This window comes from Streptomyces sp. NPDC126497 (assembly GCF_040302425.1).
Taxonomy (GTDB): domain Bacteria; phylum Actinomycetota; class Actinomycetes; order Streptomycetales; family Streptomycetaceae; genus Streptomyces.
On record NZ_JBEORT010000041.1, the window covers coordinates 15,420 to 30,068 of the forward strand.

At 72.2% G+C, this 14,649-nt stretch carries 17 protein-coding genes; 7 read left to right on the top strand and 10 right to left on the bottom strand.

Going from position 1 to position 14,649, the window contains the following annotated elements:
• Positions 1-75: 75 nt before the first annotated feature.
• Entirely contained in the window at positions 76-1,284 is a 1,209-nt protein-coding gene (gene serB / locus ABTY20_RS18615) for a phosphoserine phosphatase SerB (RefSeq protein WP_351998085.1), read from the top strand.
• 67 nt (positions 1,285-1,351) lie between these two features.
• On the opposite strand, the gene ABTY20_RS18620 is transcribed toward serB, so the two are convergent.
• From ABTY20_RS18620 to ABTY20_RS18635, 4 genes are all read right to left on the bottom strand, one after another.
• Positions 1,352-1,870, bottom strand: a complete 519-nt coding sequence (locus ABTY20_RS18620) for a SixA phosphatase family protein (RefSeq protein WP_351998086.1) — start codon at positions 1,868-1,870, stop codon at positions 1,352-1,354.
• A 63-nt stretch (positions 1,871-1,933) separates the two neighbouring features.
• The gene (locus ABTY20_RS18625) at positions 1,934-2,140 is read right to left on the bottom strand and encodes a hypothetical protein (RefSeq protein ID WP_351998087.1); all 207 of its coding nucleotides are present in this window, start codon (positions 2,138-2,140) and stop codon (positions 1,934-1,936) included.
• Between the two features lie 175 nt (positions 2,141-2,315).
• Positions 2,316-2,432 (bottom strand): SGM_5486 family transporter-associated protein, encoded by a 117-nt coding sequence (locus ABTY20_RS18630; RefSeq protein WP_351998088.1) that lies wholly within the window; start codon positions 2,430-2,432, stop codon positions 2,316-2,318.
• 154 nt (positions 2,433-2,586) lie between these two features.
• Positions 2,587-3,918: a CynX/NimT family MFS transporter gene (locus tag ABTY20_RS18635; protein WP_502991836.1), complete on the bottom strand. Its 1,332-nt coding sequence runs from the start codon at positions 3,916-3,918 to the stop codon at positions 2,587-2,589.
• Between the two features lie 85 nt (positions 3,919-4,003).
• On the opposite strand from ABTY20_RS18635, the gene ABTY20_RS18640 reads away from it, so the two are divergent.
• Positions 4,004-4,696, top strand: a complete 693-nt coding sequence (locus tag ABTY20_RS18640) for a FadR/GntR family transcriptional regulator (protein WP_351998090.1) — start codon at positions 4,004-4,006, stop codon at positions 4,694-4,696.
• Between the two features lie 62 nt (positions 4,697-4,758).
• Here ABTY20_RS18640 and fabI read toward each other — a convergent pair whose 3' ends face one another.
• From fabI to ABTY20_RS18660, 4 genes are all read right to left on the bottom strand, one after another.
• On the bottom strand, positions 4,759-5,526 hold the full coding sequence (gene fabI / locus ABTY20_RS18645; RefSeq protein ID WP_351998091.1) for an enoyl-ACP reductase FabI: 768 nt from the start codon (positions 5,524-5,526) through the stop codon (positions 4,759-4,761).
• A gap of 5 nt (positions 5,527-5,531) precedes the next feature.
• On the bottom strand, positions 5,532-6,251 hold the full coding sequence (gene fabG / locus ABTY20_RS18650) for a 3-oxoacyl-[acyl-carrier-protein] reductase (RefSeq protein WP_351998092.1): 720 nt from the start codon (positions 6,249-6,251) through the stop codon (positions 5,532-5,534).
• A 58-nt stretch (positions 6,252-6,309) separates the two neighbouring features.
• Positions 6,310-6,786: a hypothetical protein gene (locus ABTY20_RS18655; RefSeq protein ID WP_351998093.1), complete on the bottom strand. Its 477-nt coding sequence runs from the start codon at positions 6,784-6,786 to the stop codon at positions 6,310-6,312.
• A gap of 184 nt (positions 6,787-6,970) precedes the next feature.
• Positions 6,971-7,303, bottom strand: coding sequence for a hypothetical protein (locus tag ABTY20_RS18660; RefSeq protein WP_351998094.1), 333 nt, complete (start codon positions 7,301-7,303; stop codon positions 6,971-6,973).
• Between the two features lie 251 nt (positions 7,304-7,554).
• On the opposite strand from ABTY20_RS18660, the gene ABTY20_RS18665 reads away from it, so the two are divergent.
• The 3 genes from ABTY20_RS18665 (at position 7,555) to tyrS (ending at position 12,061) form a co-directional block, all read left to right on the top strand.
• Positions 7,555-9,078, top strand: coding sequence for a TldD/PmbA family protein (locus ABTY20_RS18665; RefSeq protein ID WP_351998095.1), 1,524 nt, complete (start codon positions 7,555-7,557; stop codon positions 9,076-9,078).
• Between the two features lie 254 nt (positions 9,079-9,332).
• On the top strand, positions 9,333-10,727 hold the full coding sequence (locus ABTY20_RS18670) for a metallopeptidase TldD-related protein (RefSeq protein WP_351998096.1): 1,395 nt from the start codon (positions 9,333-9,335) through the stop codon (positions 10,725-10,727).
• 65 nt (positions 10,728-10,792) lie between these two features.
• Positions 10,793-12,061, top strand: a complete 1,269-nt coding sequence (gene tyrS, locus ABTY20_RS18675; protein WP_351998097.1) for a tyrosine--tRNA ligase — start codon at positions 10,793-10,795, stop codon at positions 12,059-12,061.
• 78 nt (positions 12,062-12,139) lie between these two features.
• Here the strand turns inward: tyrS and ABTY20_RS18680 are convergent, their stop codons facing one another.
• Entirely contained in the window at positions 12,140-12,424 is a 285-nt protein-coding gene (locus ABTY20_RS18680) for a GlsB/YeaQ/YmgE family stress response membrane protein (RefSeq protein ID WP_351998098.1), read from the bottom strand.
• A 242-nt stretch (positions 12,425-12,666) separates the two neighbouring features.
• Between ABTY20_RS18680 and ABTY20_RS18685 the strand changes: the two genes are divergently transcribed.
• Complete coding sequence (locus tag ABTY20_RS18685) at positions 12,667-13,065, top strand: DUF3099 domain-containing protein (RefSeq protein WP_351998099.1); 399 nt, start codon at positions 12,667-12,669, stop codon at positions 13,063-13,065.
• Between the two features lie 226 nt (positions 13,066-13,291).
• Positions 13,292-13,516 carry a hypothetical protein gene (locus tag ABTY20_RS18690; RefSeq protein WP_351998123.1) on the top strand — a complete coding sequence of 75 codons (225 nt, stop codon included), beginning with the start codon at positions 13,292-13,294 and terminating at the stop codon, positions 13,514-13,516.
• A 20-nt stretch (positions 13,517-13,536) separates the two neighbouring features.
• On the opposite strand, the gene moaA is transcribed toward ABTY20_RS18690, so the two are convergent.
• Positions 13,537-14,526, bottom strand: coding sequence for a GTP 3',8-cyclase MoaA (moaA, locus tag ABTY20_RS18695; protein ID WP_351998100.1), 990 nt, complete (start codon positions 14,524-14,526; stop codon positions 13,537-13,539).
• Positions 14,527-14,649: the final 123 nt, after the last annotated feature.

Consider the following 14,649-nt stretch of genomic DNA (forward strand, 5'->3'; position numbering starts at 1 on the left):
ACGGGCGGTGTTCGCTGTCCGGCTGGCGGACCTCGGAGGCGGGGGGCACGGGGTGCCGGATACGGTGGGAACACCATGGACGCATCGCAGACCACCGACGTTCCCACTCTCCTTGTCAAGATCTTCGGCAAGGACAGGCCGGGCCTCACGGCCGGCCTCTTCGACACCCTCGCCGCCTACTCGGTCGACGTCGTCGACATCGAGCAGGTCGTCACCCGTGGCCGCATCGTGCTCTGCGCCCTCGTGACCGAGCCGGCCAAGGGGCTGGAAGGGGATCTGCGGGCGACCGTCCACAGCTGGGCGGAGTCGATGAAGATGCAGGCGGAGATCATCTCCGGCAAGGGCGACAACCGTCCGCGCGGGCTCGGCCGCTCCCTGGTCACCGTGCTGGGCCACCCCCTCACGTCGGAGGCGACCGCGGCGATCGCCTCCCGGATCACCGGGGCCGGCGGCAACATCGACCGTATCTTCCGGCTCGCCAAGTACCCGGTGACGGCTGTGGAGTTCGCGGTGTCCGGTGTGGAGACGGAACCGCTGCGCACCGCTCTGGTGACCGACGCGGCCCGGCTCGGGGTCGACGTGGCCGTGGTCGGGGCGGGGCTGTACCGGCGGGCGCAGCGCCTGGTCGTCATGGACGTGGACTCCACCCTCATCCAGGACGAGGTGATCGAGCTCTTCGCCGCGCACGCCGGCTGCGAGGACGAGGTCGCCGAGGTGACGGCGGCCGCGATGCGCGGGGAACTGGACTTCGAGCAGTCCCTGCACGCGCGCGTGGCGCTGCTGGAGGGGCTGGACGCCTCGGTCGTGGAGAAGGTGCGCAGCGAGGTGCGGCTGACACCAGGCGCCCGCACCCTGATCCGTACGCTGAAGCGCCTCGGCTATCAAGTGGGCGTGGTCTCGGGCGGATTCACCCAGGTCACGGATGATCTGAAGGAGCGGCTGGGGTTGGACTTCGCCCAGGCCAACACCCTGGAGATCGTCGACGGGAAGCTGACGGGCAGGGTCACCGGCGAGATCGTGGACCGGCCGGGGAAGGCGCGGCTGCTGCGCCGGTTCGCCGCCGAGGCGGGCGTGCCGCTGTCGCAGACGGTGGCGATCGGTGACGGAGCGAACGACCTCGACATGCTGAACGCGGCAGGGCTCGGGGTCGCCTTCAACGCCAAGCCGGTGGTGCGCGAGGCCGCGCACACGGCGGTGAACTTCCCCTTCCTGGACACGGTCCTGTATCTACTGGGTGTCACGCGCGAAGAGGTCGAGGCGGCGGACACGCTCGACGTGGGCTGAACGCGTCCGGAAGCGGCCCCGGCGGGCCCGGCATCCCTTCGGTGCCGGGCTCCTGCCGTGCGGGGTGTCACTCGGTGGGCGCCCAGTAGTCGACCAGGGTGCCGACACCGGGCTCGAGGGACTTCCAGGATCCGGTGAAGGACAGTACGGCGAAGGCGGCGGCCGGGTAGCCGAGGCGGTCCATGCGCTCCCGGGAGTCGCCCTCCGCCGCGCCGGCCAGGATGTCGGCGAGTCCCTGGACGCCCGGGTTGTGGCCGATCAGCAGGACGTTCTGCGCGTCGTCGGGGGTTTCGTTGAGCAGGGCGATCAGCTCGCCGGGCGAGGCCTCGTAGATCCGCTCCTCGTAGACGGTCTTCGGTCGCTCCGGGAACTCGTGGACCGCGAGCTTCCAGGTCTCGCGGGTCCGGACCGAGGTGGAGCACAGGGCCAGGTCGAAGGCGATGCCGGTGTCGGCGAGCTTGCGTCCGGCGACGGCGGCATCCATGCGGCCCCGCTCGGCGAGCGGGCGCTCGTGGTCGGCGACCGGCGGCCAGTCGGCTTTCGCATGCCGGAAAAGGACAATCCTGCGGGGTTCTGCGACGCTCATGTGCCCCAGCTTCGCATGAAACAGGCCACGGGGCGCAGGGAGTTGACCAGCGCTTCCGGCGGTTCAGCGGGCTATGAGCTGCTGCGCGCGCTCGACGAGGTGGGTGAGCGCGGGTTCGCCGGCGGCCGCGTGGGTGTCGGAGGGGTTCAGGACCAGGGCCAGCAGGGCGACGAAGGCGAGGGTGGGCAGGGCCAGGGCCCACCACGGCAGGCGGGTGGCGACGCCGCCCCGGGGGGCCGGGTGGGGCCGGGTGTGCGTGTGCGCCGACATGGGGCCTCCGCTCCTCGCATGGTCCGTGGTCCGCCGTCCGCGGCCACATCTCGAAGGTACGGATCCTCGTGGCACCAACCCATCCGGTGATCCACCCACTTGACCCTGAGCCTGGCCCCCTAGGGGATGGGGGTGCCAGCACCACCACGGGCCCGGAACGGGGCGCCGGCGGCCGTCACGGCGCGAGGACGGTCGCGATCACTCCGATGACGACGAAGATGGCGAGGAAGGCGCCGAAGACGAGCAGCAGCTTCTTCTGGCCGTTCTGCGGATTCGGGTCGAGGACTGGCATGCGGCAAGTCTCGCACCCCGTTCGCCCGCGGCGGGCTCCGGGGGTCCGCGTGACGCGGGTGGTCCGCCGGGCGGGCCCCGGGTGCGGCCGGGCCGGGGGGGGGCCGCCCGTCGGCACAGCCCCGCGCCCCTGAGCGGCGGGGGCGCCGGGGCCGCTAGGAGGCCGTCGCCTCGTCCTCCACCGTGCGGTCGCGGCCCGCCAGGACGCCCACGGCCATCTGCGGGATCATCAGGCCGGCCATCAGCGCGATCGGCGCTCCCCAGCCACCGCTGTGCTGGTAGAGCACGCCCACCAGGAGCGGGCCGGGAATGGAGATCAGGTAGCCGGTGCTCTGCGCGAAGGCCGACAGCTGGGCCACGCCCGCGCCGGTCCTGGCCCGCATCCCGACCATGGTGAGCGCCAGCGGGAAGGCGCAGTTCGCGATGCCCAGCAGCACCGCCCAGGCCCAGGCTCCGGCGGCCGGCGCGAGGTAGAGGCCCGCGTACCCGGCGAGGCCGCTGACGCCCAGCACGAGCACGATCGGACCCTGGCGGGGCAGCCGGGTGGCGAGGCGCGGGATGACGAAGGCCAGTGGCACGCCCATCACCATGGTGACCGCGAGGAGCAGTCCGGCCGTGCCGGCGGGGACGCCCGCGTCCCGGAAGATCTGCGCCATCCAGCCCATGGTGATGTAGGCGGCGGTGGCCTGGAGCCCGAAGAAGACGGCCAGCGCCCAGGCGGTGCGGCTGCGGGTGATGCGCAGCGCGGGCGCCTCCGCGGCGGCGGTCCGCCCGGGGCGCGCGCCGCCCCGCGCCCCGTCCTGCCCCTGTTCCCGGTTCCCGTTCCCGTCCCGATCCCGTACGAAGGGGAGCCACGGCAGCACGGCGACGGCCGCCAGGGCCGCCCACACGGCGAGACCCGACCGCCAGTTCCCGCCCAGCGCGTCGGTCAGCGGCACGGTCACGGCCGCCGCCGTGGCGGTGCCCAGGGCGAGGGCCATGGAGTACAGGCCGGTCATGGAGCCGACCCGGTCGGGGAACCAGCGCTTGACGATGACCGGCATCAGGACGTTGCCCACGGCGATGCCCATCAGCGTCAGCGCGCTGGTGGCCAGGAAGGCCGCCGTACCGCCGACGTACGGGCGTGTCAGCAGGCCGGCGCCGATGGCGACCATGCCGGCGCAGACCACCGCGCCCGCGCCGAAGCGGCGGGCCAGGCGCGGCGCGGTGACGCCGAAGACGGCGAAGCACAGCGGGGGCACCGAGGTGAGCAGTCCGGCCACGCTGCCGCTCATGCCGAGCCCGTCGCGGACCTCCTCGAGCAGCGCGCCCAGGCTGGTGATGGCGGGGCGCAGGTTCAGCGCGGCCAGCACGATGCCGGCCACGATCAGCCGTGTCCGCCACGCGCGCGCGACGCCGTCCCCGGAGGGCTTACGGGCTTCGGACGCACCCGGCGCGCGTGCGCTCGTGGACGGGGGCGTGGGCATCCGGGTTTCCTCGCGAACCATGAGGCCCATCATAGAATCATGGGATGATTGGTTGTCCATGGCGAAAAGGGCGCCGGGCGGCGCCCCGATCGTGCGAAGGTGTGTCATGCCTCTGAGTCATCCGCGCCGCTCGGCGCTGTCCGAGCAGGTCATCGCCGCCCTGCGGGCGCAGATCACCTCGGGCGAGTGGCCGGTCGGCACGCGCATCCCCACCGAGCCGGAGCTGGTCGAGCAGCTGGGGGTGGCCCGCAACACGGTCCGCGAGGCCGTCCGCGCGCTGGCGCACAACGGGCTGCTGGACATCCGCCAGGGCTCGGGCACGTACGTGGTGGCCACCAGCGAGCTGGCCGGCGTGATGCACCGCCGCTTCGCCGAAGCCGACCCCCGGCACATCGCCGAGCTCCGTTCCACCCTGGAGTCGTCCGCCGCGCGGCTGGCCGCCGAGCGGCGCACGGAGAGGGACCTCAAGCAGATCGACGCCCTGCTGCTGCGCCGGGAGGAGGCCTGGGAGTCGGGGGACGCGGAGGCGTTCGTGGCGGCGGACGCCACCTTCCACCTGGCCGTGGTGGCCGCCTCGCACAACGACGTGATGACCGCGGTGTACGCGGATCTGAGCGAGGTGCTGCGGGACTGGCTGCGCGGCGACGTCGGCGACGACATGTCGCCCGGGGCGCACATGGACCACGGGCGGCTGGTGGACGCGATCCGCGCGGGTGACGCGGCGACGGCGGCCGAGGAGGCCGCCGCCCATCCGCTCGCGTGCCGTCCGGGGCGGTTCGGTCCGCCCGCCGCCCGCTGACCCCGGCCCGCGCGAAGGGCCCGCGCCCCGTGACGGGACGCGGGCCCTGGTGAGGCGTGCGGTCAGGCGCCGACGGCGTGCAGGCCGCCGTCGACGTGGATGATCTCGCCCGTGGTCTTCGGGAACCAGTCGCTCAGCAGGGCGACGACACCGCGGCCGGCCGGCTCCGGGTCCTTCAGGTCCCACTCCAGGGGGGCGCGGGTGTCCCACACCGAGGCCAGCTCGCCGAAGCCCGGGATGGACTTGGCGGCCATGGAGCCGATCGGGCCCGCGGAGATCAGGTTGCAGCGGATGTTCTGCTTGCCCAGGTCACGCGCCATGTAGCGGCTGGTGGCCTCCAGGGCGGCCTTGGCGGGGCCCATCCAGTCGTACTGCGGCCAGGCGTACTGCGCGTCGAAGGTGAGGCCGACGACGGAGCCGCCGTTCTGCATCAGCGGCAGGCAGGCCGTGGTCAGCGACTTCAGGGAGAACGCCGAGACGTGCATGGCCGTGGCGACCGACTCGAACGGCGTGTTGAGGAAGTTGCCGCCGAGCGCGTCCTGCGGCGCGAAGCCGATGGAGTGCACGACGCCGTCGAGGCCGCCGAGCTCCTCGCCGACCACGTCGGCCAGCCGGCCCAGGTGCTCGTCGTTGGTGACGTCGAGCTCGATGACCTTGGTGGGCCTGGGCAGCTTCTTGGCGATGCGCTCGGTCAGGGTGGGCCGCGGGAACGCGGTCAGGATGATCTCGGCGCCCTGCTCCTGGGCCAGCCTGGCGGTGTGGAAGGCGATGGAGGACTCCATCAGCACACCGGTGATCAGGACGCGCTTGCCCTCGAGAATTCCGCTCATGTGTGTCAGTGACCCATTCCCAGTCCGCCGTCAACGGGAATGACGGCTCCAGTGATGTACGAGGCCTCGTCCGAGGCGAGGAACCGCACCGTCGCGGCGATCTCCTCGGGCTGCGCGTACCGGGCGAGCGGCACCTGCGCGAGGATCTTCGTCTGCTGCTCCTCGGTGAGCTCCCGGGTCATGTCGGTGTCGACGAAGCCGGGTGCGACGACGTTGAAGGTGATGTTGCGCGAGCCCAGCTCACGGGCGAGGGAGCGCGCGAAGCCGACCAGGCCGGCCTTGGAGGCGGCGTAGTTCGCCTGCCCCGCGGAGCCGAGCAGTCCGACCACCGAGGAGATCAGCACGACGCGGCCCTTCTTGGCGCGCAGCATGCCGCGGTTGGCACGCTTGACGACCCGGAAGGTGCCGGTGAGGTTGGTGTCGACGACCGAGGTGAAGTCCTCCTCGGTCATGCGCATCAGGAGCTGGTCCTTGGTGACGCCGGCGTTGGCCACGAGCACCTCGACGGCGCCGTGCTCCTCCTCGACCTCCTTGTAGGCCTGCTCCACCTGCTCGGGGTCGGTGATGTCGCACTTGACGGCCAGGCAGCCCAATTCCGCAAGGGCGGCCGGCGGCTCCCCCGAGCGGTACGTGATGGCGACCTTGTCGCCGGCGTCGGCGAACGCGCGGGCGATGGCGAGGCCGATGCCCCGGTTGCCTCCGGTGACGAGAACCGAGCGGCTCAACGGATCACCCTTTCGATAGCGGTCTGGTGCACCGCCCGGACACCTGGACGACAGGCGGCTACCCCCAAAACCTATCGGTCCCGTCCCCGCCCCGGACATTGGGGCACCCACAGTGGCTCCCATGGCCTCCTGTCGGGTTCCTACAGTTCGCGGCCTCGGTCAGTCGGCGATACCCGGTGCGTGAGCCGGCAGCCCTTCGGCGTGAGCGGTCCCGGGCATCCCGCCGGTCGTAGGTCACCACGGCGGTCAGGGCGTCCCGCAGGGAGAGCGCGCTCGCCACGTGCATCGCGTCCAGCGTCCTCGGACGCCCGACCAGCAGAGCTGCCGCGTCGCGCGCCTCTCGGGCGAGGAGGATCTCGGTGATCCGGGCGTCCAGGTCCGCCACGACCTTCGGGAAGCGCCCCATGAGGTCCAGGGTCCGTACGGTCTCCACGAAACCGGGCGTGCCGGCGGCGGTGACCGGCTTCGGCTTGATCCTCCCCCGCGCCACCAGGTGCGCGCACCGCTCCGTGGGGCTGCCGGCCGGTGACAGCATGGCGATGACGTTGCCGTGCCGGGTGACCTCGATCGCCTCGCCCTTCTCGACGCGGGCGAGGACCGCGCTGGGGTTGTACGAGAACTCGCGGACGGAAATGGTGCCCCTACCGCGCTCCCGGACGCGCGGGAGCGCTCCCGTCGGACCGTCCGGCCCGGTGGGAGCGCTCCCGTAACGCTTCGGCTCAGTACACGTGGCGGGTGTACCAGGACCGGCTGTCGAAGAAGAAGTGGTCCACGGCGAGCTTGTGCCCGCCGCTGTAGTGGGCGTACGCCACGGCCTGCTCGTCAGCCCGGCCGCCGCCCAGGTTCGTGCGCAGGCAGGTGCCGGGGTCGATGAGGTAGGTGCTGAAGCCGCCCCGCAGCGGGAACTCCACGGTGATGTCCTGCGCGCGGTGGTTGCAGGCCGTCAGCCCGCCGGCGCTGGCCTTGCCATCGGCGACCGCGGCGGGGGCGGACAGGGCCGTGAGAAGACCGGCGGCCGCGGCCGCCAGGGCGGCCACACGACGCATACGCATACGCACTCCTTGAGTCGGGCCGTCCGGATGATCGTCCGGACCGGCGCTCGCGAACGTACGGCGGCTCCACGCACGGACCGTGACGGGACCTCTGCCGGTCGGTGAACAGCCGTTGATCCGGAGGCAGTCGGGAATCCCCGGGCACGAGTGGCACACCGCGGCGGCCGTCCGTCACGTTCCCCGGGGACACCCGTGGTTCACTGCTGACGGACGAACACATCTCGGATGGTGAGAAAAAGGGGAGGCCGCCCGTGGCCCATGAGGTCGATCAGTCATTCCTGGCGCTTCCGTTGCGCGCCCTCGCCGATGCCGCACTGGCACGCGCGCGGGCGCTCGGGGCGGAGCACGCGGACTTCCGCCTGGAACGGGTGCGCAGCGCGTCCTGGCGGCTGAGGGACGCCAGGCCCGCCGGGTCGTCGGACACCACCGACCTCGGCTACGCGGTGCGCGTGGTGCACGGCGGGACCTGGGGGTTCGCGTCCGGGGTGGACCTGACCCAGGACGCCGCCGCCAAGGTCGCCTCGCAGGCCGTGGCCATGGCGAAGCTGTCCGCGCAGGTGATCCGGGCGGCCGGGTCGAACGAGAGGGTGGAGCTGGCCGACGAGCCGGTGCACTCCGAGAAGACCTGGGTGTCGTCGTACGAGATCGACCCGTTCGCCGTGCCCGACGGGGAGAAGGCCGGCCTGCTGGCCGAGTGGAGCGCGCGGCTGCTGGCGGCGAACGGGGTGGACCACGTCGACGCCTCGCTGCTCACCGTGCACGAGAACAAGTTCTACGCCGACACCGCCGGGACCTCGACCACGCAGCAGCGGGTGCGGCTGCACCCGGTGTTCACGGCCGTTTCCGTCGACGGCTCCAGCGGCGAGTTCGACTCGATGCGCACGATCGCGCCGCCCGTCGGCCGGGGCTGGGAGTACCTGACGGGCACCGGCTGGGACTGGGACGACGAGCTGGCGCGGATTCCCGAGCTGCTCGCCGAGAAGATGCGCGCGCCGAGCGTCGAGGCGGGGCTGTACGACCTGGTGGTGGACCCGTCCAACCTGTGGCTGACCATCCACGAGTCCATCGGTCACGCCACCGAGCTGGACCGTGCGCTCGGCTACGAGGCGGCGTACGCCGGGACCTCGTTCGCCACCTTCGACCAGCTGGGCAAGCTCAGGTACGGCTCCGAGCTGATGAACGTCACCGGTGACCGCACCGCCGAGCACGGACTGGCGACCGTCGGCTACGACGACGAGGGTGTCGAGGCGCAGTCCTGGGACCTGGTGAAGGACGGCACGCTGGTCGGCTACCAGCTGGACCGGCGGATCGCGAGGCTGACCGGGTTCGAGCGGTCCAACGGGTGCGCGTTCGCGGACTCCCCCGGTCACGTGCCGGTGCAGCGCATGGCCAACGTGTCGCTGCGGCCGGACCCGGCGGGGCTGTCGACGGAGGACCTGATCGGCGGGGTGGACCGGGGCATCTACGTGGTCGGGGACCGGTCGTGGTCGATCGACATGCAGCGGTACAACTTCCAGTTCACCGGGCAGCGCTTCTACCGGATCGAGAACGGGCGGCTGGCGGGACAGCTGCGGGACGTCGCCTACCAGGCCACGACCACGGACTTCTGGGGGTCCATGGCGGCCGTCGGCGGTCCGCAGACGTACGTCCTGGGCGGCGCCTTCAACTGCGGCAAGGCCCAGCCGGGGCAGGTCGCGGCGGTCTCGCACGGCTGCCCGTCCGCCCTCTTCAAGGGAGTCAACATCCTCAACACGACGCAGGAGGCCGGGCGATGAGCATCAGCACCGGGATCGGCCGGGGGTCCGGGGGTCGCCCCCCGGGAAAGCACAGCCTCAACACGACGCAGGAGGCCGGGCGATGAGCATCAGCACCGGGATCGGCCGGGGGACCGGGGGTCGCCCCCCGGGAAAGCACAGCCTCAACACGACGCAGGAGGCCGGGCGATGAGCATCAGCACCGGGATCGGCCGGGGGTCCGGGGGGCGCCCCCCGGGAAAGCACAGCCTCGACACGACGCAGGAGGCCGGGCGATGAGCGCACGCACCACCAAGCCGCACGAGATCGTCGAGCGGGCGCTGGAACTGTCGAGGGCCGACGGCTGTGTCGTGATCGCCGACGAGCAGTCCACCGCCAATCTGCGCTGGGCGGGCAACGCGCTCACCACGAACGGCGTCACCCGCGGGCGCACGCTCACCGTGATCGCCACGGTGGACGGCGCGCAGGGCACGGCCTCCGGGGTGGTCTCCCGGTCCGCGGTGACCGTGGACGAGCTGGAGCCGCTGGTGCGGGCGGCCGAGGACGCCGCGCGGGGCGCGGGGCCGGCGGAGGACGCGCAGCCGCTGGTCACGGGGGTGGCCCCGTCCCCGGAGTTCACCGAGGCGCCCGCGGAGACCTCCTCCGCCGTGTTCGCCGACTTCGCCCCGGCGCTGGGCGAGGCGTTCGCCCGCGCGCGGGCCGGCGGCCGGGAGCTGTACGGTTTCGCCCACCACGAGCTGGTCTCCAGCTATCTCGGCACCTCGGCGGGGCTGCGGCTGCGGCACGACCAGCCGAACGGCACGCTGGAGCTGAACGCGAAGTCCCCGGACCGTACGCGGTCGGCGTGGGCGGGGCGCTCCACGCGGGACTTCAAGGACGTCGACCCGGCGGCGCTCGACGCGGAGCTGGCCGTACGGCTGGGCTGGGCCGGGCGGCGGCTCGAGCTGCCCGCGGGCCGGTACGAGACGCTGCTGCCGCCGACCGCGGTGGCGGACCTGCTGATCTACCAGCTCTGGTCGGCCTCGGGACGGGACGCGTCCGAGGGGCGCACGGTGTTCTCCAGGCCGGGCGGCGGCACCCGGGTCGGCGAGCGGCTGACCGGGCTGCCGCTGACCCTGCGCAGCGACCCGGACGAGCCGGGCCTGGAGTCGGCGCCGTTCGTGATCGCGCACTCCTCGGGCGGTGACCAGTCGGTCTTCGACAACGGGCTGCCGCTGTCGGCGACGGAGTGGGTGCGCGAGGGCGAGCTGAACCGGCTGACCACCAGCAGGCACAGCGCGGGCCTGACCGGGCTGCCGACGGCGCCCGGCATCGACAACCTGATCCTGGACGGGGGCGAGGACCGCTCCCTGGAGGAGATGGTCGCGGCCACCGAGCGGGGGCTGCTGCTGACCTGCCTGTGGTACATCCGCGAGGTCGACCCGGCGACGCTGCTGCTCACGGGCCTGACCCGGGACGGCGTCTACCTCGTGGAGAACGGGGAGGTCACCGGTGAGGTGAACAACTTCCGGTTCAACGAGTCGCCGGTGGACCTGCTGGGCCGGGCCACGGAGGCGGGGCGTACGGAGAAGACGCTGCCCCGGGAGTGGAGCGACTGGTTCACCCGGGCGGCGATGCCGGCGCTGCGCGTCCCGGATTTCCACATGAGCTCCGTCAGCCAGGGCGTATAACCTCGTAGGCGTCGTAAGCGGCCGTCACCCGACCGGCCGAAGATCATCAAGGAGACACGAGAACCGTGACGGACATCGTCGACGAGCTGAAGTGGCGCGGGCTGTTCGCCCAGTCCACTGACGAGGACGCTTTGCGCAAGGCGCTCGCGGACGGTCCCGTCACGTTCTATTGCGGTTTCGACCCGACCGCGCCGTCCCTGCACGTGGGGCACCTGGTGCAGGTGCTCACCCTGCGCCGGCTCCAGCAGGCCGGCCACCGGCCGCTGGCGCTGGTCGGCGGCGCCACGGGGCAGATCGGCGATCCCCGCCCGACCGCCGAGCGCACGCTGAACCCGCCGGAGACCGTCGCGGGCTGGGTCGAGCGGCTGCGCGGCCAGATCGAGCCGTTCCTGTCCTTCGAGGGCGAGAACGCGGCCACGATGGTCAACAACCTCGACTGGACGCAGAACCTCTCCGCGATCGAGTTCCTGCGGGACATCGGCAAGCACTTCCGCGTCAACAAGATGCTGACCAAGGAATCCGTCGCCCGGCGCCTGGAGTCCTCGGAGGGCATCAGCTACACGGAGTTCAGCTACCAGCTGCTGCAGGCGATGGACTTCCTCCAGCTGTACCGGCGCCACGGCTGCACGATGCAGCAGGGCGGCAGCGACCAGTGGGGCAACCTCACGGCGGGCCTGGACCTGCTGCACCGGCTGGAGCCGGACGCCGTCGTCCACGCCTACGCCACGCCGCTGATGACGAAGGCGGACGGCACCAAGTTCGGCAAGACCGAGGGCGGCGCCGTCTGGCTCGACCCGGAGATGACGACGCCGTACGCGTTCTACCAGTTCTGGCTGAACACGGACGACCGGGACATCTCGCGCTACATGCGGATCCTGTCCTTCAGGTCCCGCGAGGAGCTGGAGGAGCTGGAGAGGCAGACGCAGGAGCGTCCGCAGGCCCGGGCCGCGCAGCGCGCGCTGGCGGAGGAGCTGACGACGCTGGTGCACGGCGCCGACCAGACGGCCGCCGTGATCGCCGCGTCCAAGGCCCTCTTCGGCCAGGGCGAGCTGGGCGAGCTGGACGACCGCACGCTGGCCGCCGCGCTCTCCGAGGTGCCGCACGTCAAGGTGGCCGAGCTGGGTCAGGTGGTCGACCTGTTCGCCGAGGTCGGCCTGGTGCCGAGCAAGTCCGCCGCACGGCGCACGGTGAAGGAGGGCGGTGCCTACGTGAACAACGTCAAGGTCACCGCCGAGGACGCCGTCCCCGCCGAGGAGGACCTGCTGCACGGGCGCTGGCTGGTCCTGCGCCGGGGCAAGAAGAACCTGGCGGCGGTGGAGGTCACGGCCGGCTGAGCCGCCGGCCCGCGCGTGCCCGGGGGCGGTTTCCGGCGGGTGCCGGAGGCCGCCCCTCCGCCGTCGCGCGGCGGCGGGTCACACCCGCTGCCGTTCGTGCTTCCTGCGCTTCATCGCGGTGTACAGCATCTCCGCGAGCAGGACGACGACGATCGCCGCGCCCAGCTGGAAGATGTGCCGGCCCCAGTCGATGCCCCGCGTCTCCTCGATCCCGAAGCCCCGTGCGACGGCGTTGCCCACGACGGCGCCGATCATGCCGCAGATGGTGGCCAGCCACAGCGGGAGGTGCTGCTTGCCGGGGATCACCGCCTTGGCGATCAGACCGAGCACGAATCCCACGATGATCGCCCACAACCAGCCCATGGCTGCCTCCTCGTACGGCTCGACGCGAGCATTACGGCCAGTGTCGACCGAGAGGCGGTACGCCGCATGTCGGACATGCCGCACGCGCTGGGCGCGTGCGGGGCGTCGCGGGGCGGGGCGACCCGCCCGCGTGGCGCGCACGGACACGGCGTAACGTGGACATGTCCGGCCCGGTGTCACGGAACCACGCACCTGTCGGCCGGGCACGGGGAAGGTCCGATGCGGGCGGATGGTGGAATGTGATGCGGAAGCGGCATGGTGGTGGCGACGCCCAGGTGTTCCGGATCACCGGCGCCCGGACGGGCCTCCAGGAGGACGTACGGGGACGGCAGCGCCGGTACGTGATCTCGATGGCCGTCCGTACGGTCTCGGTCATCCTCGCGGCGACGCTGTGGGGCGTGGAGCGGCACGTCGCGATCGTGGCGCTGGTGCTCGGGGCGGTCCTGCCGTACATCGCGGTGGTGATCGCCAACGCCGGGCGTGAAAACGCGCCGTCACTGCCGTCGACCTTCGTGACGACGCCGATCAGGCCGATGATCGCGCCGCCCCGGACGAACGACGGTTCCGCGGAACCCGATGCGGAAGACATGAGGTCGTCGCCGGGTCGGGGCGCGCGAACGGAGCGGCCCGAGCGGTCGTGACGGTCGGGGCGGGGCCGGAAACGGAAGGCACTTCCCCGCCAAGCTCAGGAAAACCTCAGATCAATCATGTCCATCCGGGGGTGACGGCGGGGTGTCCCGTGACATACTTCGTACGCGCTCCGCATCCCCCGTCGGAGCGACGGACCGACGCCGGGCAGCTCCCCCCGTGGCTGCTCGGCGTCGCCTTTTCCCGCCGGTTTTCCCGCCGGGTTAGGGTCGGCGTGTGATGGTCCCTGATCCCGAGACGCCGATCTGTTCCGCCAAGGGCTGCCGTGCCGCCGCCGTGTGGGTGCTGGCGTGGAACAACCCGAAGGTGCACACCCCCGAGCGCCGCAAGACGTGGCTCGCCTGCGAGGAGCACCGCGAGCACCTGTCGCAGTTCCTCGGGGTCCGGGGGTTCCTGAAGGACGTCGTCCGGTTCGAGGAGTGGAAGGCCCCGGAGGGGGCCTAGGTCCCGCCGCGGAGGCCCGCTCAGCCGCCGATGGCGGACATCGGCCTGTCCGGCTGGACGAACGCCGGGTCGTCCAGTCCCGCCCCCGCCTTCTTGCCCCACATCGCGCGCTTCCACAGGCGGGCGATCTCCTCGTCGGGGGCGCCGGAGCGCAGGGCCGCGCGCAGGTCGGTCTCCTCGGTGGCGAACAGGCAGGTGCGGACCTGTCCGTCGGCGGTGAGACGGGTGCGGTCGCAGGCCGCGCAGAACGGGCGGGTGACGGAGGCGATGACGCCGACCCGGTGCGGGCCGCCGTCGACCAGCCAGCGCTCGGCGGGTGCGGAGCCGCGCTCCTCGTCGCCCTCGGGGGTCAGCTCGAAGCGGGTGCGCAGGGAGGCGAGGATGTCCTCGGCGGTGACCATGCCGTCGCGCTTCCAGCCGTGCTGGGCGTCCAGGGGCATCTGCTCGATGAAGCGCAGCTCGTAGTCGTGTTCCACGGCCCAGGCGAGGAGGTCGGGGGCCTCGTCGTCGTTGAGCCCCGGCATCAGGACCGAGTTGATCTTCACCGGGGTCAGGCCGGCCTCGCGGGCCGCGTGGAGGCCGTCGAGGACGTCTTGGTGGCGGTCTCGGCGGGTGAGGGTCTTGAAGACGGCCGGGCGGAGCGTGTCGAGGGAGACGTTGACCCGGTCCAGGCCCGCCTCCTTCAGGGCGGGCGCGACACGCCGGAGCCCGATGCCGTTGCTGGTGAGGGAGAGCTGCGGGCGTGGTTCCAGGGCGGCGACGCGCTCCACGATGCCGACCAGGCCGGGACGGAGCAGCGGCTCGCCGCCGGTGAAGCGGACCTCCTCGATGCCGAGGGAGGTGACGGCGACGCCGATGAGGCGGACGATCTCGTCGTCGGTGAGCAGGTCGGGCTTGGCCAGCCACTGCAGGCCCTCCTCGGGCATGCAGTAGGTGCAGCGCAGATTGCACCGGTCGGTCAGCGAGACCCTCAGATCGGTGGCCACTCGGCCGTAGGTGTCGATGAGCACGTGGGCCCCCTCCCTCGACGCGGATCACTCGTGTCCCGTACCCGTGAGCGTACGTGACGCCGCCGACAACCACCGTGAGCGAGGGGCGGGACGCCGGACGGCCGCGTCGCGGGGACCTCCTGG

Excerpts from the sequence above, each read along its gene's own strand:
- ABTY20_RS18640 (WP_351998090.1), top strand. The coding sequence starts at position 4,004 with ATGCCTCTGAGTCATCCGCGCCGCTCGGCGCTGTCCGAGCAGGTCATC.
- ABTY20_RS18630 (WP_351998088.1), bottom strand. The coding sequence starts at position 2,432 with ATGCCAGTCCTCGACCCGAATCCGCAGAACGGCCAGAAGAAGCTGCTG.
- ABTY20_RS18625 (WP_351998087.1), bottom strand. The coding sequence starts at position 2,140 with ATGTCGGCGCACACGCACACCCGGCCCCACCCGGCCCCCCGGGGCGGC.
- ABTY20_RS18670 (WP_351998096.1), top strand. The coding sequence starts at position 9,333 with ATGAGCGCACGCACCACCAAGCCGCACGAGATCGTCGAGCGGGCGCTG.
- ABTY20_RS18680 (WP_351998098.1), bottom strand. The coding sequence starts at position 12,424 with ATGGGCTGGTTGTGGGCGATCATCGTGGGATTCGTGCTCGGTCTGATC.
- ABTY20_RS18690 (WP_351998123.1), top strand. The coding sequence starts at position 13,292 with ATGGTCCCTGATCCCGAGACGCCGATCTGTTCCGCCAAGGGCTGCCGT.
- ABTY20_RS18635 (WP_502991836.1), bottom strand. The coding sequence starts at position 3,918 with ATGGTTCGCGAGGAAACCCGGATGCCCACGCCCCCGTCCACGAGCGCA.
- ABTY20_RS18655 (WP_351998093.1), bottom strand. The coding sequence starts at position 6,786 with ATGCTGTCACCGGCCGGCAGCCCCACGGAGCGGTGCGCGCACCTGGTG.
- serB (WP_351998085.1), top strand. The coding sequence starts at position 76 with ATGGACGCATCGCAGACCACCGACGTTCCCACTCTCCTTGTCAAGATC.
- ABTY20_RS18620 (WP_351998086.1), bottom strand. The coding sequence starts at position 1,870 with ATGAGCGTCGCAGAACCCCGCAGGATTGTCCTTTTCCGGCATGCGAAA.
- ABTY20_RS18660 (WP_351998094.1), bottom strand. The coding sequence starts at position 7,303 with ATGCGTATGCGTCGTGTGGCCGCCCTGGCGGCCGCGGCCGCCGGTCTT.
- fabI (WP_351998091.1), bottom strand. The coding sequence starts at position 5,526 with ATGAGCGGAATTCTCGAGGGCAAGCGCGTCCTGATCACCGGTGTGCTG.
- ABTY20_RS18685 (WP_351998099.1), top strand. The coding sequence starts at position 12,667 with ATGCGGAAGCGGCATGGTGGTGGCGACGCCCAGGTGTTCCGGATCACC.